This is a genomic window from Streptomyces sp. NPDC020996 (genome assembly GCF_040641355.1).
GTDB lineage: Bacteria > Actinomycetota > Actinomycetes > Streptomycetales > Streptomycetaceae > Streptomyces.
In genome coordinates, this window is the sequence record NZ_JBFADM010000028.1 from 16,003 (window position 1) to 31,386 (window position 15,384).

Here is a 15,384-nt window from a genome sequence, read left to right on the forward strand (position 1 = left end):
TAGGTGCATACGTTCGAGGTACAGATTATTGATCTTTCGGTGGCTCAAACAGACCAGTCCTGGCCGAAGTTGCATGTTCACTCGCCGCGCGGCGGGCGGCACGGGCGACGGGCAGGTACCTCAGCCGTTCCGGCAGCAGCGGTACGAGGGTGCGCACGACGGCGCCGAAGCGGCGCAGCCTGCGTTCGTCCCGGGCGCTCCAGGACAGGCCGAGGTGCTCGCGGACGGCGGGCGGGAGCAGGCCGGTGGTGACGAACACGTGCAGCCGCGCCAGGGCCGGGCGCAGCAGCGGCCAGACCAGGCGCAGCGGTGCGCGGGCGCCGTCCGGCGGCGGGATGGGCCTGCGGGGGTCGAGGAGTTCCCGCGCGACGACCGTGTTCTCCAGTTCGTCGCGGACCATGGCGTCGAAATACGGCCAGTACGCCTCGGGGGTGGGCGGCATGTCGCGCCGGTGGATGCCGAGGATGTCGCCGAGTTGGAGCAGTTCGTCGTACAGGCGCCGCTCGTCCCGCTCGTCGAGCGGGCGGGACATGTACCGGGCCGCCCGCAGGAAGGCCGGGTAGGCGGTGGCGTGGACCCAGGCGTAGTAGGCGGGGGTCAGGGCGTGGTAGGTGCGGCCGTGGGTGTCGGTGCCGCTGATGCTCTTGTGCAGCCGGCGCAGCCTGCGGCCCTCCTCGATCGCCCGCTCGCCGCCGTAGACCCACAACTGGAGGGATTCCAGGGAGCGCTGGGCGCGGCCCCAGGGGTCGGTGCGGAAGACCGAGTGCTCGTCGACGCCGGCGCCGACGGCCGGGTGGGCGACCTGCAGCACGGTGGCGGCCGGGAGGGACAGCAGCAGCCGGACGTCGCCGGCGATGTCCCACAGGATGGAGCCGGGGGCGAACGGGACGGGCTCGGACCTGGTGGTCATGTCACCACGCTCCCAGCGGCCGCCGGCGCGCCGCGGCTTCGGTGCCCGGCCGGTGGGTCGCCCAGTAGGCGATGGCCAGGGAGACGGTGATCCGCAGCGGGGGCGGCACCGGCGCCGTCAGCATCCGCACCAGACGGGCGAAGCGCCGCAGGGCGCGTTCCTGTCGTGCGCTCCACCGCAGGTGGAGACGTTCCCGCAGGTCCGGCGGCAGGGTGCCGACGGTGACCAGGAGCGCGAAGTGGGCGGCGACGCGGGCGAACGGCCGCCACAGCGGGCCGGGTATCCAGGCGAACGGCTTGGCGGGGCGGGAGAGTTCGTCGAGGACGTCCTGGACGGACCGGTTGTACTCCAGGCGCTCCGCGACCATGTCGTCGTAGTACTCGACGAACGACGGCCAGTCGGGCGGCAGGTGATGGTCTGTCAGGCCCCACACGCGTCCGACGTCGCGCATTCCACGGTAATAGGCTTCGAGTTCGCCGTCGGTCATGCCCTTGCCGAACAGGCGCTGCGCGTCGACCGGGCCCTTGACGAGCGTCGCGTGCACCCAGTGGTAGGCCTCGGGGTTGAGGGCGTGGTAGCGGCGGCCCGCCGAGTCGGTGCCCTTCATCGGCGCGTGCACCTGGAGCAGCCGGCGCGCCTCGGCCGTGGCGGCTTCCTGGCCGCCGTAGACGACCGTGGTGAGCGACAGCAGGGTGCGCATCAGGCGCGGCCAGGGCTCGGCGCGGAAGTTGCTGTGGTCCGCGACTCCCGCGCCGACCACGGGGTGCGAGACCTGCAGCAGGAGCAGTTGCGGGGCCATCAGGGTCGAACGGATGTCGCCGAAGCAGCGCCAGACCGCGTCGCCGCGGCGCGGCGCCCGGATCTCCGAGGAAACCTCGACTCCCTTGCCCCTGGGGTCAGTTGACACTTCGGACGTGTGCGGCAGAGCGGTCATGTCGCCTCCGATTCTCCGTCGTGTCCGGAGTATTGACGTGCCCCGTGAAACAAGTCAATAGTTTTTGTATCTTCGACTCTCCAGGTGATCCGCTCCGCGCTTCACCCCGCACGTCACGCCACATCACGCCACGTCACGTCACGTCACACCACGTCACGCCACACGTCATGCCGCCGAACGACCCGGAACGGGAAGGACGCACCATGAGCGACAGAACGGCACATATTCCACGGAACACTCAGGGTGAGGGCCGTACTCACTGGAAGCGCAGCGCCGTCATGTTCGTCCCGTGCACGCTGGCGGTGGGCACACTGGGCATCGCCCTCGCGCAGGGAGCGCTGGCCGCCTCCTTCGCCGTCTCGGGAACGGCGTTCAAGGTCGCCGCCTCGGAGGTCACCGCGGAGGGTGTGTCGTCCTTCCCCTCCTCCCTCGGCGACTCGGCCGACGACGCCAAGCCGGTCCTGCTGGCCGCGGTGAAGAACGGCACGGTCTCCGACGTGTGCGTCTCGCTGGAGCAGAAGCTGCCCGTCGTCGGGAAGATCTCCATGCTGGTGCACTCGGGCGCGGACAAGCCACTGGCGGGCAGCAACCTGGTGGTGAACGCGGACGCGCTCACCAGCGGTGGCGGGAAGGTCACCGGCGTCCAGGCCGGCCGGGACGCCTCCACCCTCACCGGGGCGCCCGGCGTGACCGGACCGAAGGGTGTCTTCGGCGTCCAGGCGAACACCGCCGTCGCCCACGACGTCAAGAGCACGGCCTACTCCGCCAACGGCGGCACCCTGACGCTGGAGAAGCTCCAGATCGAGTTCAGCCGCACCGGCAAGCAGTGCTTCTGACGGCGGCGAGGACGGACTCAGGCCATGTTCACCTTCGTTCTCGGCTTCCTGTCGGAGCTCGCCCGTGAGACCGGCGACTGGCTCGACCGGACGCTGCCCGCGCCGCGACTGCGGCGCGCAGCGCGCGGATGGCGCAGAAGGCGGCCGTTCTGGGCCGCGATGTGGGTCATCGCGGGCGGTGTGGAGATGGTCGCCATCCCGCTCGCCCCGCTCCCGCTGATGATCAAAGTGGGCGTGGGCGCCATGTCGGCCGTCGGCATCAGCGTCGTCCTCGTCGCGGGCGGAGTGTTCTTCCTCTTCAAGCCCGACCAGCGCATGTTCGTCTCGATCGTCACCGCGGTCGCGTCGCTGACGTCGATGGCGACCACGAACCTGGGCGGTTTCGGCATCGGCATGATGGCGGGCCTCATCGGCTCCTCCATGGCGTTCGGCTGGATGCCGGGGCCCGCGCCTGCGGAGCCGGACACCCCCGCCTCCGGCAGGGAGGACGCCGACCCCGCCGGCCCCGCCGAGGAGGCCCAGCAGCAGACCGAGGCCGCCGGGGACACCCGGCCGCCCGGGGTGGCCGGGGCGACCGGGGTGGCCGGGGCGGCACGGGTGACCGGGGCGGCACGGGCGACCGGAGCGGCGGCCGGGACGGGACGGGTGGCGCGAGCGGACGCGCGCCGCGAGCTCCGGGCCGCGGGACGGGAGGGCGACCTCCCAAAAGCCGGTGAGGACCGCGCCCGCCCCGGCGGGCGGCACGGCCGGGCGCGGGGCGCGGTCCTCTTCGCCGTGAGCACCGTACTCGCGGCGGCCGCGCTGCCGGCCGCCGCCGGCACCGCGGGGGCGGCCCCGGCGCAGGACCTCCTGCCCGTGCCCTGGCCCACGATCAACTGGCCCTGGGAAACACCGGCGACGACCCCCTCCCCCACCGGCACCGCTCCCGCCGCCACCCCTTCCGCCACCGCCACCGCGTCCACGTCCGCCGCCGCGTCGCCGTCCGGCGGGGCGACACACCCCGGCGACGACAGCCCCGGCGGCGGGAAGGAAAGCGGCACCGACAGCCCCGCGGCGGACGGACAGGACAGGACCGCCGAGGGCGCCCAGGTCACCCTCCCCTGCCTCACCGGCGTCGACACCGGAGGGCTGCCCAACCCCGACGAATCCGGCGCCGACGCCGAGCCCGGGGAAGCCGTACCCGGCCGGATGCCCGCGGACCCGGACGACCTGACGGCGCTGCGCCCGCCGATCGTCGTCGGCGGCCAACCGGGCCGCCCCCGCGCGACCTACCCGGTCAACACCGTCTACCCGGAGGTCGGCGCGGACAGCCTGACCGCCTACGGGGCCATCATCCACGGCGCGACCTACCTCAAGACGGCCGACGGCGGGCGGATGAAGGTGCTGTGGGTGCACGCCGACCGGCTGGTGGCCGACAACTACACCTTCCGGCTCGACACCGGCGGCCAGACGCAGACGATCGACGTCGACCTCGACATCCCCCAGGTCGACATCTACGTCACCGTACTGACCGGCTCCATCACCATCCCCGTCATCGACGTCAGCACCCCCCGCATCTGCATCGGGGCCGACGTCGTCCCCGCCAACCTGCCCATCGCCGTGCAGCTGCCTCAGTTGTCGGTCACCGCCGTCGAGGCCGGACAGGTGCTGGTCGACGCCGAGACGGTCAACTTCTCCGAACTGAGCGCACACAGCCGGCCGCGATAGGAGACGACACCCATGGGCCGTTACAGCCGGCTCCGCCGCATCCAACGACTGGACCCGCACAAGGACTACGAGCAGATCTTCTGGTGGCTCACCCAGTACGAGTTCCCCTGGGACTACCTCCAGGGCGTCTCGGTCGCCTTCCTGCGCGACTACGGCGTGCCGCGCATCTCGCAACTCCTCGACCGTACGCAGGAGTTCGAACGCGCGGGCCAGAAGCGGTACGACGACACGGTGCTGATCGCCTACGAGATGGTCCGCGAGGGCATGGACTCCGAGCACGGCCGGGCCACCGCCCGTCACCTCAACCGCATCCACGGCCGCTACCGCATACCCAACGAGGACTACCTCTACGTCCTGGCCACCACCGTGGTCGGCCCCAAACGCTGGATCGACCGCTACGGATGGCGCGCGCTGTCCCCGCAGGAGACGGAGAGCATGGCCCTGGTCGGACGGCGCATGGGCGAGATGATGGGCATCGCCGGCCTGCCCGGGGACTACGCCGGCTTCGAGCGGCTGCACGACGACTACGAGAAGCAGATGTTCGCCTACGACCCCGCCAACCGGCGGGTGGCGGCGGCGACCTTGCGGGTCATCACCGGCTGGTTCCCGCGCCCGCTGCGGCCGCTGGTCGCCCGTGTCGCGCTGGCACTGCTGGACGAACCGCTACTGGCCGCCCTCGGCTTCCGCCCCCAGCCCCACTGGCTGCGCACGGCGGCCCACCGCACGCTGCGGGCCCGCGCCGCCCTGGTACGCCGGCTGCCGGCCCGGCCCGACTGGCTGCCGCACCGCGCCAAGCCCCGCAGCTACCCGTTCGGCTGGACCCTCGACGACCTCGGCCCGCACTGGGCGCACAGCAGGCCCCTCGCCCCCCTGGCCGAAGAAACCTCACCGCAGGAGCAGCAATGACGCACACCACCCGCCGACCCGGCACCACCGAGGTCACGGAAACCACCGACACCGAGGCCACCTTCGCCTCCCAGGACCCGGCCACCGGAGAACCGCTCGCCCACTACCCGGTCCACGGCCCGTCCGAGGTCGCCGCGGCGGTGGACCGGGCCCGCGCCGCCGCCCGCCGCTGGGCCGCGCTGCCCGCCTCCCGGCGCCGTGTCCATCTGCTGTCGTTCAAGCGGGAGCTGGCCGCGTCGCTGGACCGCGTGGCGGACACCGTGTCGGCCGAGACGGGCAAGCCGCGCCAGGACGCGCAGCTCGAACTGCTGCTGGCGCTGGGCCAGTTGGACTGGGCGGCGCGCAACGCCGGCCGGGTGCTGGGCCGGCGCCGGGTGCGCACCGGGCTGGTGGCCGCCAACCAGGCGGCGACGGTCGTGCACCGCCCGCTCGGCGTCGTCGCGGTGATCGGCCCCTGGAACTACCCGGTCTACACCCCCATGGGCTCCGTCGGCTACGCGCTCGCGGCCGGCAACGGCGTCGTGTTCAAGCCGTCGGAGTACACCCCGGGCACCGGGATCGCGCTGGCCGAGTGCTTCGAGGCGGCCGTGCCCGAGTTCGCCGGTCTGCTCGCCGTCGTCACCGGAGGGGCGGCGACGGGCGAGGCGCTGGTCCGCTGCGGTGTCGACAAGGTGGCCTTCACCGGCTCGCCGGGGACCGCGCGCAAGGTGATGGCGGTCTGCGCGGAGTCGCTGACGCCGTTCCTGGCCGAGTGCGGAGGGAAGGACGCGGTGATCGTGACCGCCGACGCGGACCTGGACGCCGCGGCGGACGCGGTGGTGTGGGGCGCGCTGGGCAACGCCGGGCAGACCTGCGCGGGCGTGGAGCGCGTCTACGCCGTGCGCGAGGTGCACGCGGCGCTGTGCGAGAAGATCGTGGAACGGGCCCGCGTGTTGCGCCCCGGCACCGGAGCGGACGCCGCCTACGGGCCGATGACGATGCCGTCCCAGACGGCCGTGGTGGAGCGGCACGTCCGCGAGGCCCTGGCGGCCGGGGCGCGCGCCGCGCTCGGCGGGGTGGAGTCGCTGTCGGCGCCGTTCGTCGCCCCGGTGGTCCTGGTCGACGTGCCGGAGGACTCGCCCGCCATGACCGAGGAGACCTTCGGGCCGACCGTCGCCGTCAACGCGGTGGCGGACGTGGACGAGGCGGTGCGCCGCGCCAACGCCTCCCGCTACGCGCTCGGCGCGGCGGTGTTCACCGGCAGCGGGCGCGCCGGCGCCGCGATCGCCGCCCGGCTGCGCGCGGGCGCGGTGTCCGTCAACTCCGTCCTCGGCTTCGCCGCCGTGCCCGCCCTGCCCTTCGGCGGCTCCGGCGACTCCGGGTTCGGCCGCGTCCACGGGGCGGACGGACTGCTGGCGTTCACCGCGCCGCAGTCGGTCACCGTGCGGCGCTTCGCCGCGCCGGTCGACCTGACGTCCTTCCGTACCCCGGCTGCGGCGAAGGCCCGCGTCATCGCCCTCGCCCGCCGGCTGCACCAGCGGCGCTGAACGGCGCTCAGGCGTCCAGCAGCGGGGCGAGGTAGCGGCGGGCGAAGGCGCGGGCCTGCTCGTCGTCGTCCATCTGGATGCAGCTGGCCGGGTTGAGCAGGAAGGAGACCGCGACCCGCACCATCAGCTCCGCGACCGGCCGGGGATCGCTCTCGGGCCGGCCCTCGGTCTGCTGCGCGCGGCGCAGATGGCCCGTCAGGTACTCGGTGGTGGCGGCGAGGGTCGGCCCGCCCTGGACGGTCATGTAGGGCAGGACGACCTCCGGCTCGAGCCTGAGCAGTCCGCCGAAGAGGGGATGGGCCCGGGTGTACCGCAGGGTGACCACGAAGCCCTCGACGACGCGGTCCTCCATGGTGGGCAGCGGGGCGACCGCGGAGTCGAGCTTCTTGAAGAAGCGGCTGCCCTCCCGGAGCAGGCACGCCTCGACCAGGCCGTCCTTGTTCCGGAAACGGCGGTACACCGTCACCCGCGACACGCCGGCCCGTTTGGCGACGTCGTCCACCGAGGAACGGCGCAGCCCGAAGGTCGTGAACTGTTCCACCGCGGCGTCCAGGATCTGCCGCGCCAGCTTTTCCTCCGTCTCGGGCCGGGCGATGGCCCGCGCGAGCAGGGAGTCGTTAGCAGAAGTCTTCATGGTGCCTCTCACGGTACCGGCACCTCCCCGGTTGGCAACATTGAAACAACCTTCATACACATGTATCTCCATCGATCTCCGGAGGACCCCATGGGAAGCCGTCTCACCCCGCAGCAGTCGGACTTCGCCGCCGCCGTCCGTGACTTCGCCCGGCGCGAGTGCGGCACTCGGGAGCAGCGCGACGCGCTGACCCAGGGCGGCCGGGAACCGCACAACCCCAAGATCTACGGCATGCTCGCCGAACTCGGCTGGCTCGGCGTCTGCCTGCCCGAGGAGTACGGCGGCGCGGGCGGCGGCCTGGCCGACGCCTGCGTCTTCCTGGAGGAGACCTCCTACGGGATGGTGCCCGCCGGGGGCTTCGTCACCACCGTCATCACCGCCAAGGCCTACGAGCGGTTCGGCTCCGAGCGGCAGCGGCGCGAGGTGCTCGGCGCCGCCGCGGACGGCGCGGTCCTCGCCATCGCCATGTCGGAACCGGCCGCCGGCTCGGACGTGGGCGCGCTGCGCTGCCGCGCCGAACGGCAGCCGGACGGGAGCTGGCTGATCGAGGGTCAGAAGACGTGGATCTCCAACGCCCACATCGCCGACAGCATCCTGCTGGTGGCCCGGACCGGCGCCGACAAGCACGGCGGCCTCACCATGTTCCACCTCCCCGCCGGCACGCCGGGCGTGGAGATCCGGGGCATCGAGACCATGGGCGGCCGTGAGGTCAACGACGTCTTCCTCACCGGCGTGCGGCTGCCCGCCGACGCCGTCGTCGGCGAGGTCGACCAGGGCTGGCGGCAGCTGATGGCCGGGCTGAACCACGAACGGCTGTTCCTGGCCGCCAACATGCTGGGCCTGGCCCGCCGGGCCTTCGACGACGCGGTCGCCTACGTGCGCGAGCGGGAGCAGTTCGGCCGTCCGATCGGCTCCTTCCAGGCGCTGCGGCACCGGGTCGCCGACCTCGCCACGGAGATCGAGTGCGCGCGGCTGCTGGTGCGCGAGGTGGCCTCGGACTGCGACGCGCAGCCGGACCGGTTGTTCCCCCGCGAGGCGTCCATGGCCAAGCTGAAGGCCACCGAGACGGCCAAGCGGGTCGCGCTGGAGTGCATGCAGATGATGGGCGGCTACGGCTACGCCACCGAGTACGGCATGGAACGCCACCTGCGGTCCGCGGTCGTCTCCACCGTGTACGGCGGCACCAGCGAGATCCAGCGGGACATCATCGGCAAGAGCTACGGCCTCTGAGCGCACACGCCGACGGCCGCGCACACGCCGACGGCCGCCCCGCGCGGATGCGGGGCGGCCGTCGGCCTTCGGGTGCGCGGCGCCTCAGTCGTCGTAGAGCTGCGCCAGGTCGGTGGCGTACTTCTCGCGGATCACCTTGCGGCGCATCTTCAGCGACGGGGTCAGCTCGCCCGTCGCCGGTCCCCACTCCTGCCCCAGCAGGCGGTACCGCTTGACCTGCTCGGTCCGGTTGAGCCGGCCGTTGGCGGCGGCCACCGCCCGGTCCACCTCGCGGCGCACCTCGGGGTGCGCGGCCAGGGCCGCCGGATCGTCGCCGGCCTCGATGCCGTGGGCCGCGGCCCAGGCGGGCGCCGTCTCCGGGTCGAGGACCAGGAGCGCCACCAGGTAGGAGTGGTTGTCGCCGTGCACCATGGCCTGCCCGATCAGGGGGTGTTCCTTGAGGGTGTTCTCCACCAGCGCCGGGGAGACGTTCTTCCCGGTCGAGGTGATGATCATCTCTTTCTTGCGGTCGGTGATCCAGAGATAGCCGTCGTCGTCGAGCCGGCCGATGTCGCCCGTCCGCAGCCACCCGTCCTCGCCGAGCGCCGAGCGCACCGACCCGTCCTGCTGGAGGTAACCGGCGAAGACGGAATCGCCCCGCACCTCGATCTCCCCGTCGTCGGCGATCCGCACCCGCACGCAGGAGACGGGACGCCCGACGGAGCCCAGCCGGAACCCGGTGCGGGGGCTGTTGCTGGTGGCCACCCCCGTCGTCTCCGTCAGACCCCAGGCGTCCATGATGACGATCCCGAACCCCGCCCAGAACCGCACCACGTCCAGCGGCATGGGCGCGGAGGCGCTGGCCGCCCAGCTGATCCGGTCCAGGCCGCCCGCCGCCAGCAGCGGCAGCAGCACCCGCTCGCGGCTTCGGGCGTACGCCGCCTCCAGTTCGGCGGGCGGCTGCTCGCCGCGCTCGCGGCAGCCGACGTGCTCGCGGGCCACCCGCATGGCCTCCTCCACGGCTTGCTGCTGCTCGGCCGGCAGCGCGGACAGACCCGCGCGGACCGCGGCGGCCAGCTTCTCCCAGATCCTCGGCACGCCGAAGAACTGCCGCGGCCGCACGGCGCGCACGGCGTCGGCGACGGCGGCCGGGTCGGCGCACAGATGGACGTGCGAGGCGCGGTGACAGGGCAGGTAGATGCCGAGCATCCGCTCCGCGATGTGCGCGAAGGGCAGGTAGCAGATGTGCTCCACGTGCGGCGGCAGCTCCACCACCTCGTCCAGCGCGCGGGCGTTGGCCAGCACGTGCCGGTGGGCCAGCACCACGCCCTTGGGCTCGCCGGTCGTGCCCGAGGTGTAGACGACGGTCAGCGGGTCCTCGGGACGCGCGGTGTCCAGCACCTTGCCGAACTGCTCGGGGAGGGGTTCCGCACGCAGCGCGGCGTAGGGGAAGTGGCGGCCCTCCTGGCCCGGCTCCACGACGACGAGCCGCTCGAGCGGGGTGCCGTCGTCGTCCAGCAGCGGCGCCCACGCCTCCGCCTGCACGGCGCCCTCCACCACGGCGAGGGCCGCCCGGCAGTTGCGGGCGATGTGGGCGATCTGCGGGGGCGCGGCGGTGCCGTACACGCTCACCGGCACGGCACCGAGGCGGACCAGTGCCAGATCGGACAGCCAGTGCTCGGGCCGGTTGCCCATCATCAGCAGCACGTGGTCGCCGCGGCCCACGCCCAGCGCCGCGTACCCGGCCGCGAGGCGCGCGGTGTGCTCCCGCACCTGTCGCCAGGTGAGCGTCGAGCTCCCGGTGCCGCCCGGCTCCTGCCAGCTCAGGGCGGGCAGGTCGGGGTGGAGGCGGGCGTTGCGCTCCAGCAGGAGCGGCAGCGTGGGCGGTGCCTCGTGATCCCCGTCGGTGCGCGGGGCTGGTGTCATGTGGGCCTCCTGGCGGGCTGGGACGGAACGGTGCGGGTGAACGGGGTGCGGGAGAAGGGGGTGCGGCAGAACGCGGGTGCGGCCCGGTCGGCGGGCCGCACCCCCGGCGCGGGTCAGGCGTCGGTGAACGTCTGGCCGCGCTCCGCCTTGCGGATCAGCAGCTCGGGCGGGGCGAAGCGCTCGCCGTGCGCGTCGCGCAACTCCCGTGCGCGGGTGAGGAATCCCGGCAGGCCGCCCGGATAGCCGTTGACGTACTGCAGGACGCCGCCCGTCCACGCCGGGAAGCCGATGCCGAGCAGCGAGCCGACGTTGGCGTCCGCGACCGAGACCAGGACACCCTCCTCCAGGCAGCGCACGGCGTCGAGGGCCTCGACGAAGAGCATCCGCTCCGACAGCTCCGTCAGGTCGGCGTCGCGCAGCGCCGGGTCGGTGAAGTGCTCGCGCAGTCCCGGCCACAGCCGGGTCCGGCGGCCGTCCTCGTAGTCGTAGAAGCCGGCGCCGCCGCTGCGGCCGGTGCGGCCGAACTCGTCGATCATCCGGTCGACGACCGTGTCGGCGGGGTGCGGGCGCCACTCCTGACCGGCCTGCTCCGCGGCGCGGCGGGTCTCCTCGCGGATCCGGCGCGGCAGGGTGAGGGTGAGCTCGTCCATCAGGGCGAGCACCTTGGCCGGGTAGCCGGCCTGCGCGGCGGCCTGTTCGACGGTCGCCGGATCGTAGCCCTCCGCGATCATGGCGACGCCCTCGTCGATGAAGCGGCCGATGACGCGGGAGGTGAAGAATCCCCGGCTGTCGTTGACGACGATCGGCGTCTTGCCGATCTGCCGTACGAGGTCGAAGGCGCGGGCGAGCGCCTCGTCGCCCGTCTCCCTCCCCCTGACGATCTCGACCAGGCGCATCTTGTCGACCGGCGAGAAGAAGTGCAGCCCGATGAAGTCCTTGGGCCGGTCGGCGGCCTCGGCGAGCAGGGTGATGGGCAGGGTGGAGGTGTTGGAGCAGAGCAGCGCGTCCGCGGCCACGTGGCTCTCGGCCTCCCGGAACACCTCGGCCTTGAGCGCGGGGTCCTCGAAGACCGCCTCGATCACCGCGTCGCAGCCCGCGAGGTCGCGGGCCCTGGCAGTGGGGGTGATGCGGGCGAGGAACGCGGCGCGTTCCGCCTCGGTCGTGCGGCCCTTGGCGACGGCGCGGTCCAGCAGCCGGGCGGAGTAGGCCTTGCCGCGCTCGGCCGCCTCCTCGGACACGTCCTTCAGGACGACCTCGATGCCCGCCTTGGCGCAGGCGTACGCGATGCCCGCGCCCATCATGCCGCCGCCGAGGACGGCGACCCGGCGCACCGTGCGGGCGGGCAGTTCCTGGGGCCGGTTGGCGCCGGAGTCGACCGACTGGAGGTCGAAGAAGAACCCCTGGATCATGTTCTTGGCCGTCTGGCCGGTGACCAGGTCGGTGAGGTAGCGGGCCTCGATCACGAAGGCGGTGTCGATGTCGACCTGGGCGGTCTCGACGGCCGCCGCGAGGATGTTGCGCGGCGCGGGATACGGCGCGCCGCCCAGCTTCTTGCGCAGCAGGGCGGGCAGCGCGGGCAGTTGCCTCGCCAGCGCGGGATGGGCCGGGGTGCCGCCGGGGATGCGGTGGCCCGGGGTGTCCCAGGGCTGCGCGGACCTCGGATGGGCGTCGATGAACGCCTTTGCTTTGGCGAGGAGTTCGTCCGGGTCGGCGGCCAGCTCGTCGACCAGTCCGGCGGCGAGGGCGTCGGCCGGGGCGAACTGGCGGCCCTCCAGCAGCACCTTCTGCAGCGCCTCGACGACGCCGAACATCCGCACCGTGCGCGTCACTCCCCCGCCGCCGGGCAGCAGTCCGAAGGTCACCTCCGGAAGGCCGACGCGGGCGGCGGGGCGGTCCAGCAGGATCCGGTGGTGGCAGGCCAGGGCGATCTCGTAACCGCCGCCCAGGGCGACGCCGTTGATGGCGGCGACGACGGGCACGCCCAGCGTCTCCAGCCTGCGCAGGGCGCGTTTGACGCGCATGCCCGCCTCGAAGGAGCGCTCGGCGGTCTCGGGGGTGACGGAGCTGAGGTCGCGCAGGTCGCCGCCCGCGAAGAACGTCTTCTTGGCGGAGGCGACGACGACGCCCTTGAGGGTGTCGCGGCGGGCGTCGAGGCGGTCGACGACGGCGTCGAGTGAGTCGATGAACGCCGCGTTCATGGTGTTGACGGACTGGTCGGGGTCGTCGAGGACCAGGGTGACCACGTGGTCGGCGTCCTCTTCCCAGCGGATGGTGCGGCTTTCGGCGTCGGGGGCCATGGGGTGTGTGCTCCAGGGAGGGTGCGGGCCGGTGGGTGGCGGGGTGCGGGGGCCGGATCGGGCGGCGGTCACAGGCGCTCGACGACGGTGGCGATGCCCATGCCGCCGCCGACGCACAGGGTGGCCAGCCCGTACCGCTGGTCGCGGCGTTCCAGTTCGTCGACGAGCGTGCCGAGGATCATCGCGCCGGTCGCGCCCAGCGGGTGGCCCATGGCGATGGCGCCGCCGTTGACGTTGACCTTCCGCGGGTCGAGGTCCAGATCCCGGACGAAGCGCAGGACGACGGCGGCGAACGCCTCGTTGATCTCGACCAGGTCGAGGTCGGCGGGGGTCAGCCCGGCCTTGGCGAGCGCCTTGCGGGAGGCGGGGGCCGGTCCGGTCAGCATGATCGTCGGGTCGGCGCCGGAGACAGCCGCCGACACGATCCTGGCCCGCGGGCGCAGTCCGTGCCGCCTGCCCGCCTCGGCTGAGCCGATGACGGTGAGGGCCGCGCCGTCGACGATGCCGGAGGAGTTGCCCGCGTGGTGCACGTGGTCGATCTCCTCCACCCAGTGGTACTTCTGCAGCGCCACGGCGTCGAAGCCGCCGAGCGCGCCGACGTCGGCGAACGACGGCTTGAGCGCGGCGAGGGAGTCGACGGTGGTGCCGGGCCTGATGTGCTCGTCGCGGTCCAGCACCAGCAGTCCGTTGCGGTCCCGCACGGGGACGACGGACCGGGCGAACCTGCCGTCCTTCCATGCCTCGGTGGCCCGCGCCTGGGACTCGGCCGCGTAGGCGTCCACGTCGTGGCGGGTGAAGCCCTCCAGGGTGGCGATGAGGTCGGCGCCGACGCCCTGCGGGACGAAGCCGGTGAGGTGGTTGGTCAGCGGGTCCTGCGCCCAGGCTCCGCCGTCGCTGCCCATGGGGGTACGGGACATGGACTCCACCCCGCCCGCCAGGACGAGGTCCTCCCAGCCCGAACGGACCTTCGCGGCGGCCAGGTTGACCGCTTCCAGGCCGGAGGCACAGAAGCGGTTCTCCTGCACGCCGGCCACGGTGTCGGGCAGGCCGGCGAGCAGGGCGGCGGTCCTGGCGATGTCCGCGCCCTGCTCGCCGACGGGGCTGACGACGCCGAGGACGATGTCGTCGATGCCGGCCGGGTCCAGGCTGGGGAACCTGCGGCGGACCTCGTCGACGAGGCCGACGACGAGGTCGACCGCCTTGGTGCCGTGCAGGGCTCCGCCGGGCTTGCCGCGGCCGCGCGGGGTGCGGATCGCCTCGTACAGATACGCTTCGTTGGTCACGGGGTGCCTTCCGGTGGTGTCGGGGAACGTGGTGGCCCCGGGGAACGCGGGGCCGGGGCGGTCGCTCAACCCAGCAGGGAGCGGCCGATGATCTCCTTCATGATTTCCGTGGTGCCGCCGTAGATCGTCTGGACGCGGCCGTCCAGGAACGCCTTGGCGACCCGGTACTCCGTCATGTAGCCGTAGCCGCCGTGCAGTTGCAGGCACCGGTCGACGACCCGTTTCTGCAGCTCGGTGGCCCACCACTTGGCCGCCGAGGCGTCCACGGCGTCCAGCCGTCCCCGGCTGTGCTCGGTGATGCAGCGGTCGACGAAGGCGCGGGTGACGGCGCACTCGGTGGCCATCTCGGCGGCCTCGAAGCGCACGTGCTGGAGCCGGGCGAGGGGACGGCCGAACGCCTCGCGCTCCTTGACGTACTCCACCGTCAGCCGCAGGACGTGCTCCGCGGCGGCGGCCGCGCCCACGGCGATGGCCAGCCGCTCCTGGGCGAGGTTGGCCATGAGGTAGGAGAACGCCCTGTTCTCCTCCCCCAGCAGGTTCTCCTTGGGCACGCGCACGTCGTCGAAGAACAACTCGGCGGTGTCCTGTGCCTTCTGGCCGATCTTGTCGAGGTTGCGGCCCCGCTCGAAGCCGGGCGTGCCTCGCTCGACGACGAGCAGGCTCTGCCCGGAACTGCCGCCCTCCGGCTTGGTGTTGGCGACGACCACGACCAGGTCGGCCAGGATGCCGTTGGAGATGAACGTCTTGGCGCCGTTGAGCAGGTAGTGGTCGCCCCGGTCGGTGGCGGTGGTGCGGATGCCCTGCAGGTCGGAGCCCGTGCCGGGTTCGGTCATCGCGATGGCGGTGATGATCTCGCCGGAGGTGTGGCCGGGCAGCCAGCGCCGCTTCTGCTCGTCGGTGGCGAGCCGGGTCAGATAGGGGCCGACGATGTCGTTGTGCAGGCTCAGGGCCAGGCCGGACGCCCCGGCGCGGGCGAACTCCTCGATGAGGACGGCGCTGTAGCGGAAGTCGTCGGTGCCTCCGCCGCCGTACTCCTGCGGTACCGCCAGGCCCAGCAGGCCCTGGCGGCCGGCGGCGCGCCAGACGTCGCGGCTCACGATGCCGTCGTGCTCCCACTGTTCGTGGTGGGGCAGCACCTCCTTGGCGAGGAAGGTGCGGACGGTGTCGCGGAACGCCTCGTGTTCCGGGGTGTAGATGTCTCGTTCCATGTCGCCTC

The 15,384-nt window shown here is 72.9% G+C and carries 12 protein-coding genes; 5 read left to right on the plus strand and 7 right to left on the minus strand.

The genetic code is table 11. The features are described from left to right. Nucleotides 1–25: 25 nt before the first annotated feature. Entirely contained in the window at nt 26–910 is an 885-nt protein-coding gene (locus tag AB0G63_RS20095; RefSeq protein ID WP_360751837.1) for an oxygenase MpaB family protein, read from the minus strand. Nucleotide 911: 1 nt separating this feature from the next. After that, nucleotides 912–1,817, minus strand: a complete 906-nt coding sequence (locus AB0G63_RS20100) for an oxygenase MpaB family protein (RefSeq protein ID WP_360751840.1) — start codon at nt 1,815–1,817, stop codon at nt 912–914. 230 nt (nt 1,818–2,047) lie between these two features. Here AB0G63_RS20100 and AB0G63_RS20105 point away from each other — a divergent pair, with 230 nt between their 5' ends. Genes AB0G63_RS20105 through AB0G63_RS20120 form a run of 4 tightly spaced genes read left to right on the plus strand, consistent with a single transcriptional unit; the run spans nt 2,048 to nt 6,819 of the window. Continuing rightward, nucleotides 2,048–2,680 carry a DUF6230 family protein gene (locus tag AB0G63_RS20105; protein ID WP_360751842.1) on the plus strand — a complete coding sequence of 211 codons (633 nt, stop codon included), beginning with the start codon at nt 2,048–2,050 and terminating at the stop codon, nt 2,678–2,680. Nucleotides 2,681–2,704: 24 nt separating this feature from the next. Then, on the plus strand, nt 2,705–4,387 hold the full coding sequence (locus tag AB0G63_RS20110) for a DUF6114 domain-containing protein (protein ID WP_360751844.1): 1,683 nt from the start codon (nt 2,705–2,707) through the stop codon (nt 4,385–4,387). Nucleotides 4,388–4,399: 12 nt separating this feature from the next. Next, a complete protein-coding gene (locus AB0G63_RS20115) occupies nt 4,400–5,293 on the plus strand; it encodes an oxygenase MpaB family protein (RefSeq protein ID WP_360751847.1) in 894 nt (297 codons plus the stop codon). Then, nucleotides 5,290–6,819 (plus strand): aldehyde dehydrogenase family protein, encoded by a 1,530-nt coding sequence (locus tag AB0G63_RS20120; RefSeq protein WP_360751849.1) that lies wholly within the window; start codon nt 5,290–5,292, stop codon nt 6,817–6,819. The genes AB0G63_RS20115 and AB0G63_RS20120 overlap by 4 nt, the downstream gene beginning before the upstream one ends. 7 nt (nt 6,820–6,826) lie before the next feature. On the opposite strand, the gene AB0G63_RS20125 is transcribed toward AB0G63_RS20120, so the two are convergent. Further along, complete coding sequence (locus tag AB0G63_RS20125) at nt 6,827–7,453, minus strand: TetR family transcriptional regulator (RefSeq protein WP_351893466.1); 627 nt, start codon at nt 7,451–7,453, stop codon at nt 6,827–6,829. Between the two features lie 90 nt (nt 7,454–7,543). Here AB0G63_RS20125 and AB0G63_RS20130 point away from each other — a divergent pair, with 90 nt between their 5' ends. Next, the gene (locus AB0G63_RS20130) at nt 7,544–8,683 is read left to right on the plus strand and encodes an acyl-CoA dehydrogenase family protein (RefSeq protein WP_360751852.1); all 1,140 of its coding nucleotides are present in this window, start codon (nt 7,544–7,546) and stop codon (nt 8,681–8,683) included. A gap of 84 nt (nt 8,684–8,767) precedes the next feature. Here the strand turns inward: AB0G63_RS20130 and AB0G63_RS20135 are convergent, their stop codons facing one another. The 4 genes from AB0G63_RS20135 to AB0G63_RS20150 form a co-directional block, all read right to left on the minus strand. Continuing rightward, the gene (locus AB0G63_RS20135; RefSeq protein ID WP_360751855.1) at nt 8,768–10,588 is read right to left on the minus strand and encodes an AMP-dependent synthetase/ligase; all 1,821 of its coding nucleotides are present in this window, start codon (nt 10,586–10,588) and stop codon (nt 8,768–8,770) included. 113 nt (nt 10,589–10,701) lie between these two features. Further along, nucleotides 10,702–12,885, minus strand: coding sequence for a 3-hydroxyacyl-CoA dehydrogenase NAD-binding domain-containing protein (locus AB0G63_RS20140; protein ID WP_360751858.1), 2,184 nt, complete (start codon nt 12,883–12,885; stop codon nt 10,702–10,704). A 68-nt stretch (nt 12,886–12,953) separates the two neighbouring features. After that, the gene (locus AB0G63_RS20145; RefSeq protein WP_360751862.1) at nt 12,954–14,168 is read right to left on the minus strand and encodes an acetyl-CoA C-acetyltransferase; all 1,215 of its coding nucleotides are present in this window, start codon (nt 14,166–14,168) and stop codon (nt 12,954–12,956) included. 65 nt (nt 14,169–14,233) lie between these two features. After that, nucleotides 14,234–15,376 carry an acyl-CoA dehydrogenase family protein gene (locus AB0G63_RS20150; RefSeq protein ID WP_360751864.1) on the minus strand — a complete coding sequence of 381 codons (1,143 nt, stop codon included), beginning with the start codon at nt 15,374–15,376 and terminating at the stop codon, nt 14,234–14,236. Nucleotides 15,377–15,384: the final 8 nt, after the last annotated feature.

What these genes read in the sequence shown, in the direction of transcription:
- AB0G63_RS20095 (WP_360751837.1), bottom strand. Translation starts at nt 910, where the DNA reads ATGACCACCAGGTCCGAGCCCGTCCCGTTCGCCCCCGGCTCCATCCTG.
- AB0G63_RS20105 (WP_360751842.1), top strand. Translation starts at nt 2,048, where the DNA reads ATGAGCGACAGAACGGCACATATTCCACGGAACACTCAGGGTGAGGGC.
- AB0G63_RS20110 (WP_360751844.1), top strand. Translation starts at nt 2,705, where the DNA reads ATGTTCACCTTCGTTCTCGGCTTCCTGTCGGAGCTCGCCCGTGAGACC.
- AB0G63_RS20115 (WP_360751847.1), top strand. Translation starts at nt 4,400, where the DNA reads ATGGGCCGTTACAGCCGGCTCCGCCGCATCCAACGACTGGACCCGCAC.
- AB0G63_RS20120 (WP_360751849.1), top strand. Translation starts at nt 5,290, where the DNA reads ATGACGCACACCACCCGCCGACCCGGCACCACCGAGGTCACGGAAACC.
- AB0G63_RS20125 (WP_351893466.1), bottom strand. Translation starts at nt 7,453, where the DNA reads ATGAAGACTTCTGCTAACGACTCCCTGCTCGCGCGGGCCATCGCCCGG.
- AB0G63_RS20130 (WP_360751852.1), top strand. Translation starts at nt 7,544, where the DNA reads ATGGGAAGCCGTCTCACCCCGCAGCAGTCGGACTTCGCCGCCGCCGTC.
- AB0G63_RS20135 (WP_360751855.1), bottom strand. Translation starts at nt 10,588, where the DNA reads ATGACACCAGCCCCGCGCACCGACGGGGATCACGAGGCACCGCCCACG.
- AB0G63_RS20140 (WP_360751858.1), bottom strand. Translation starts at nt 12,885, where the DNA reads ATGGCCCCCGACGCCGAAAGCCGCACCATCCGCTGGGAAGAGGACGCC.
- AB0G63_RS20150 (WP_360751864.1), bottom strand. Translation starts at nt 15,376, where the DNA reads ATGGAACGAGACATCTACACCCCGGAACACGAGGCGTTCCGCGACACC.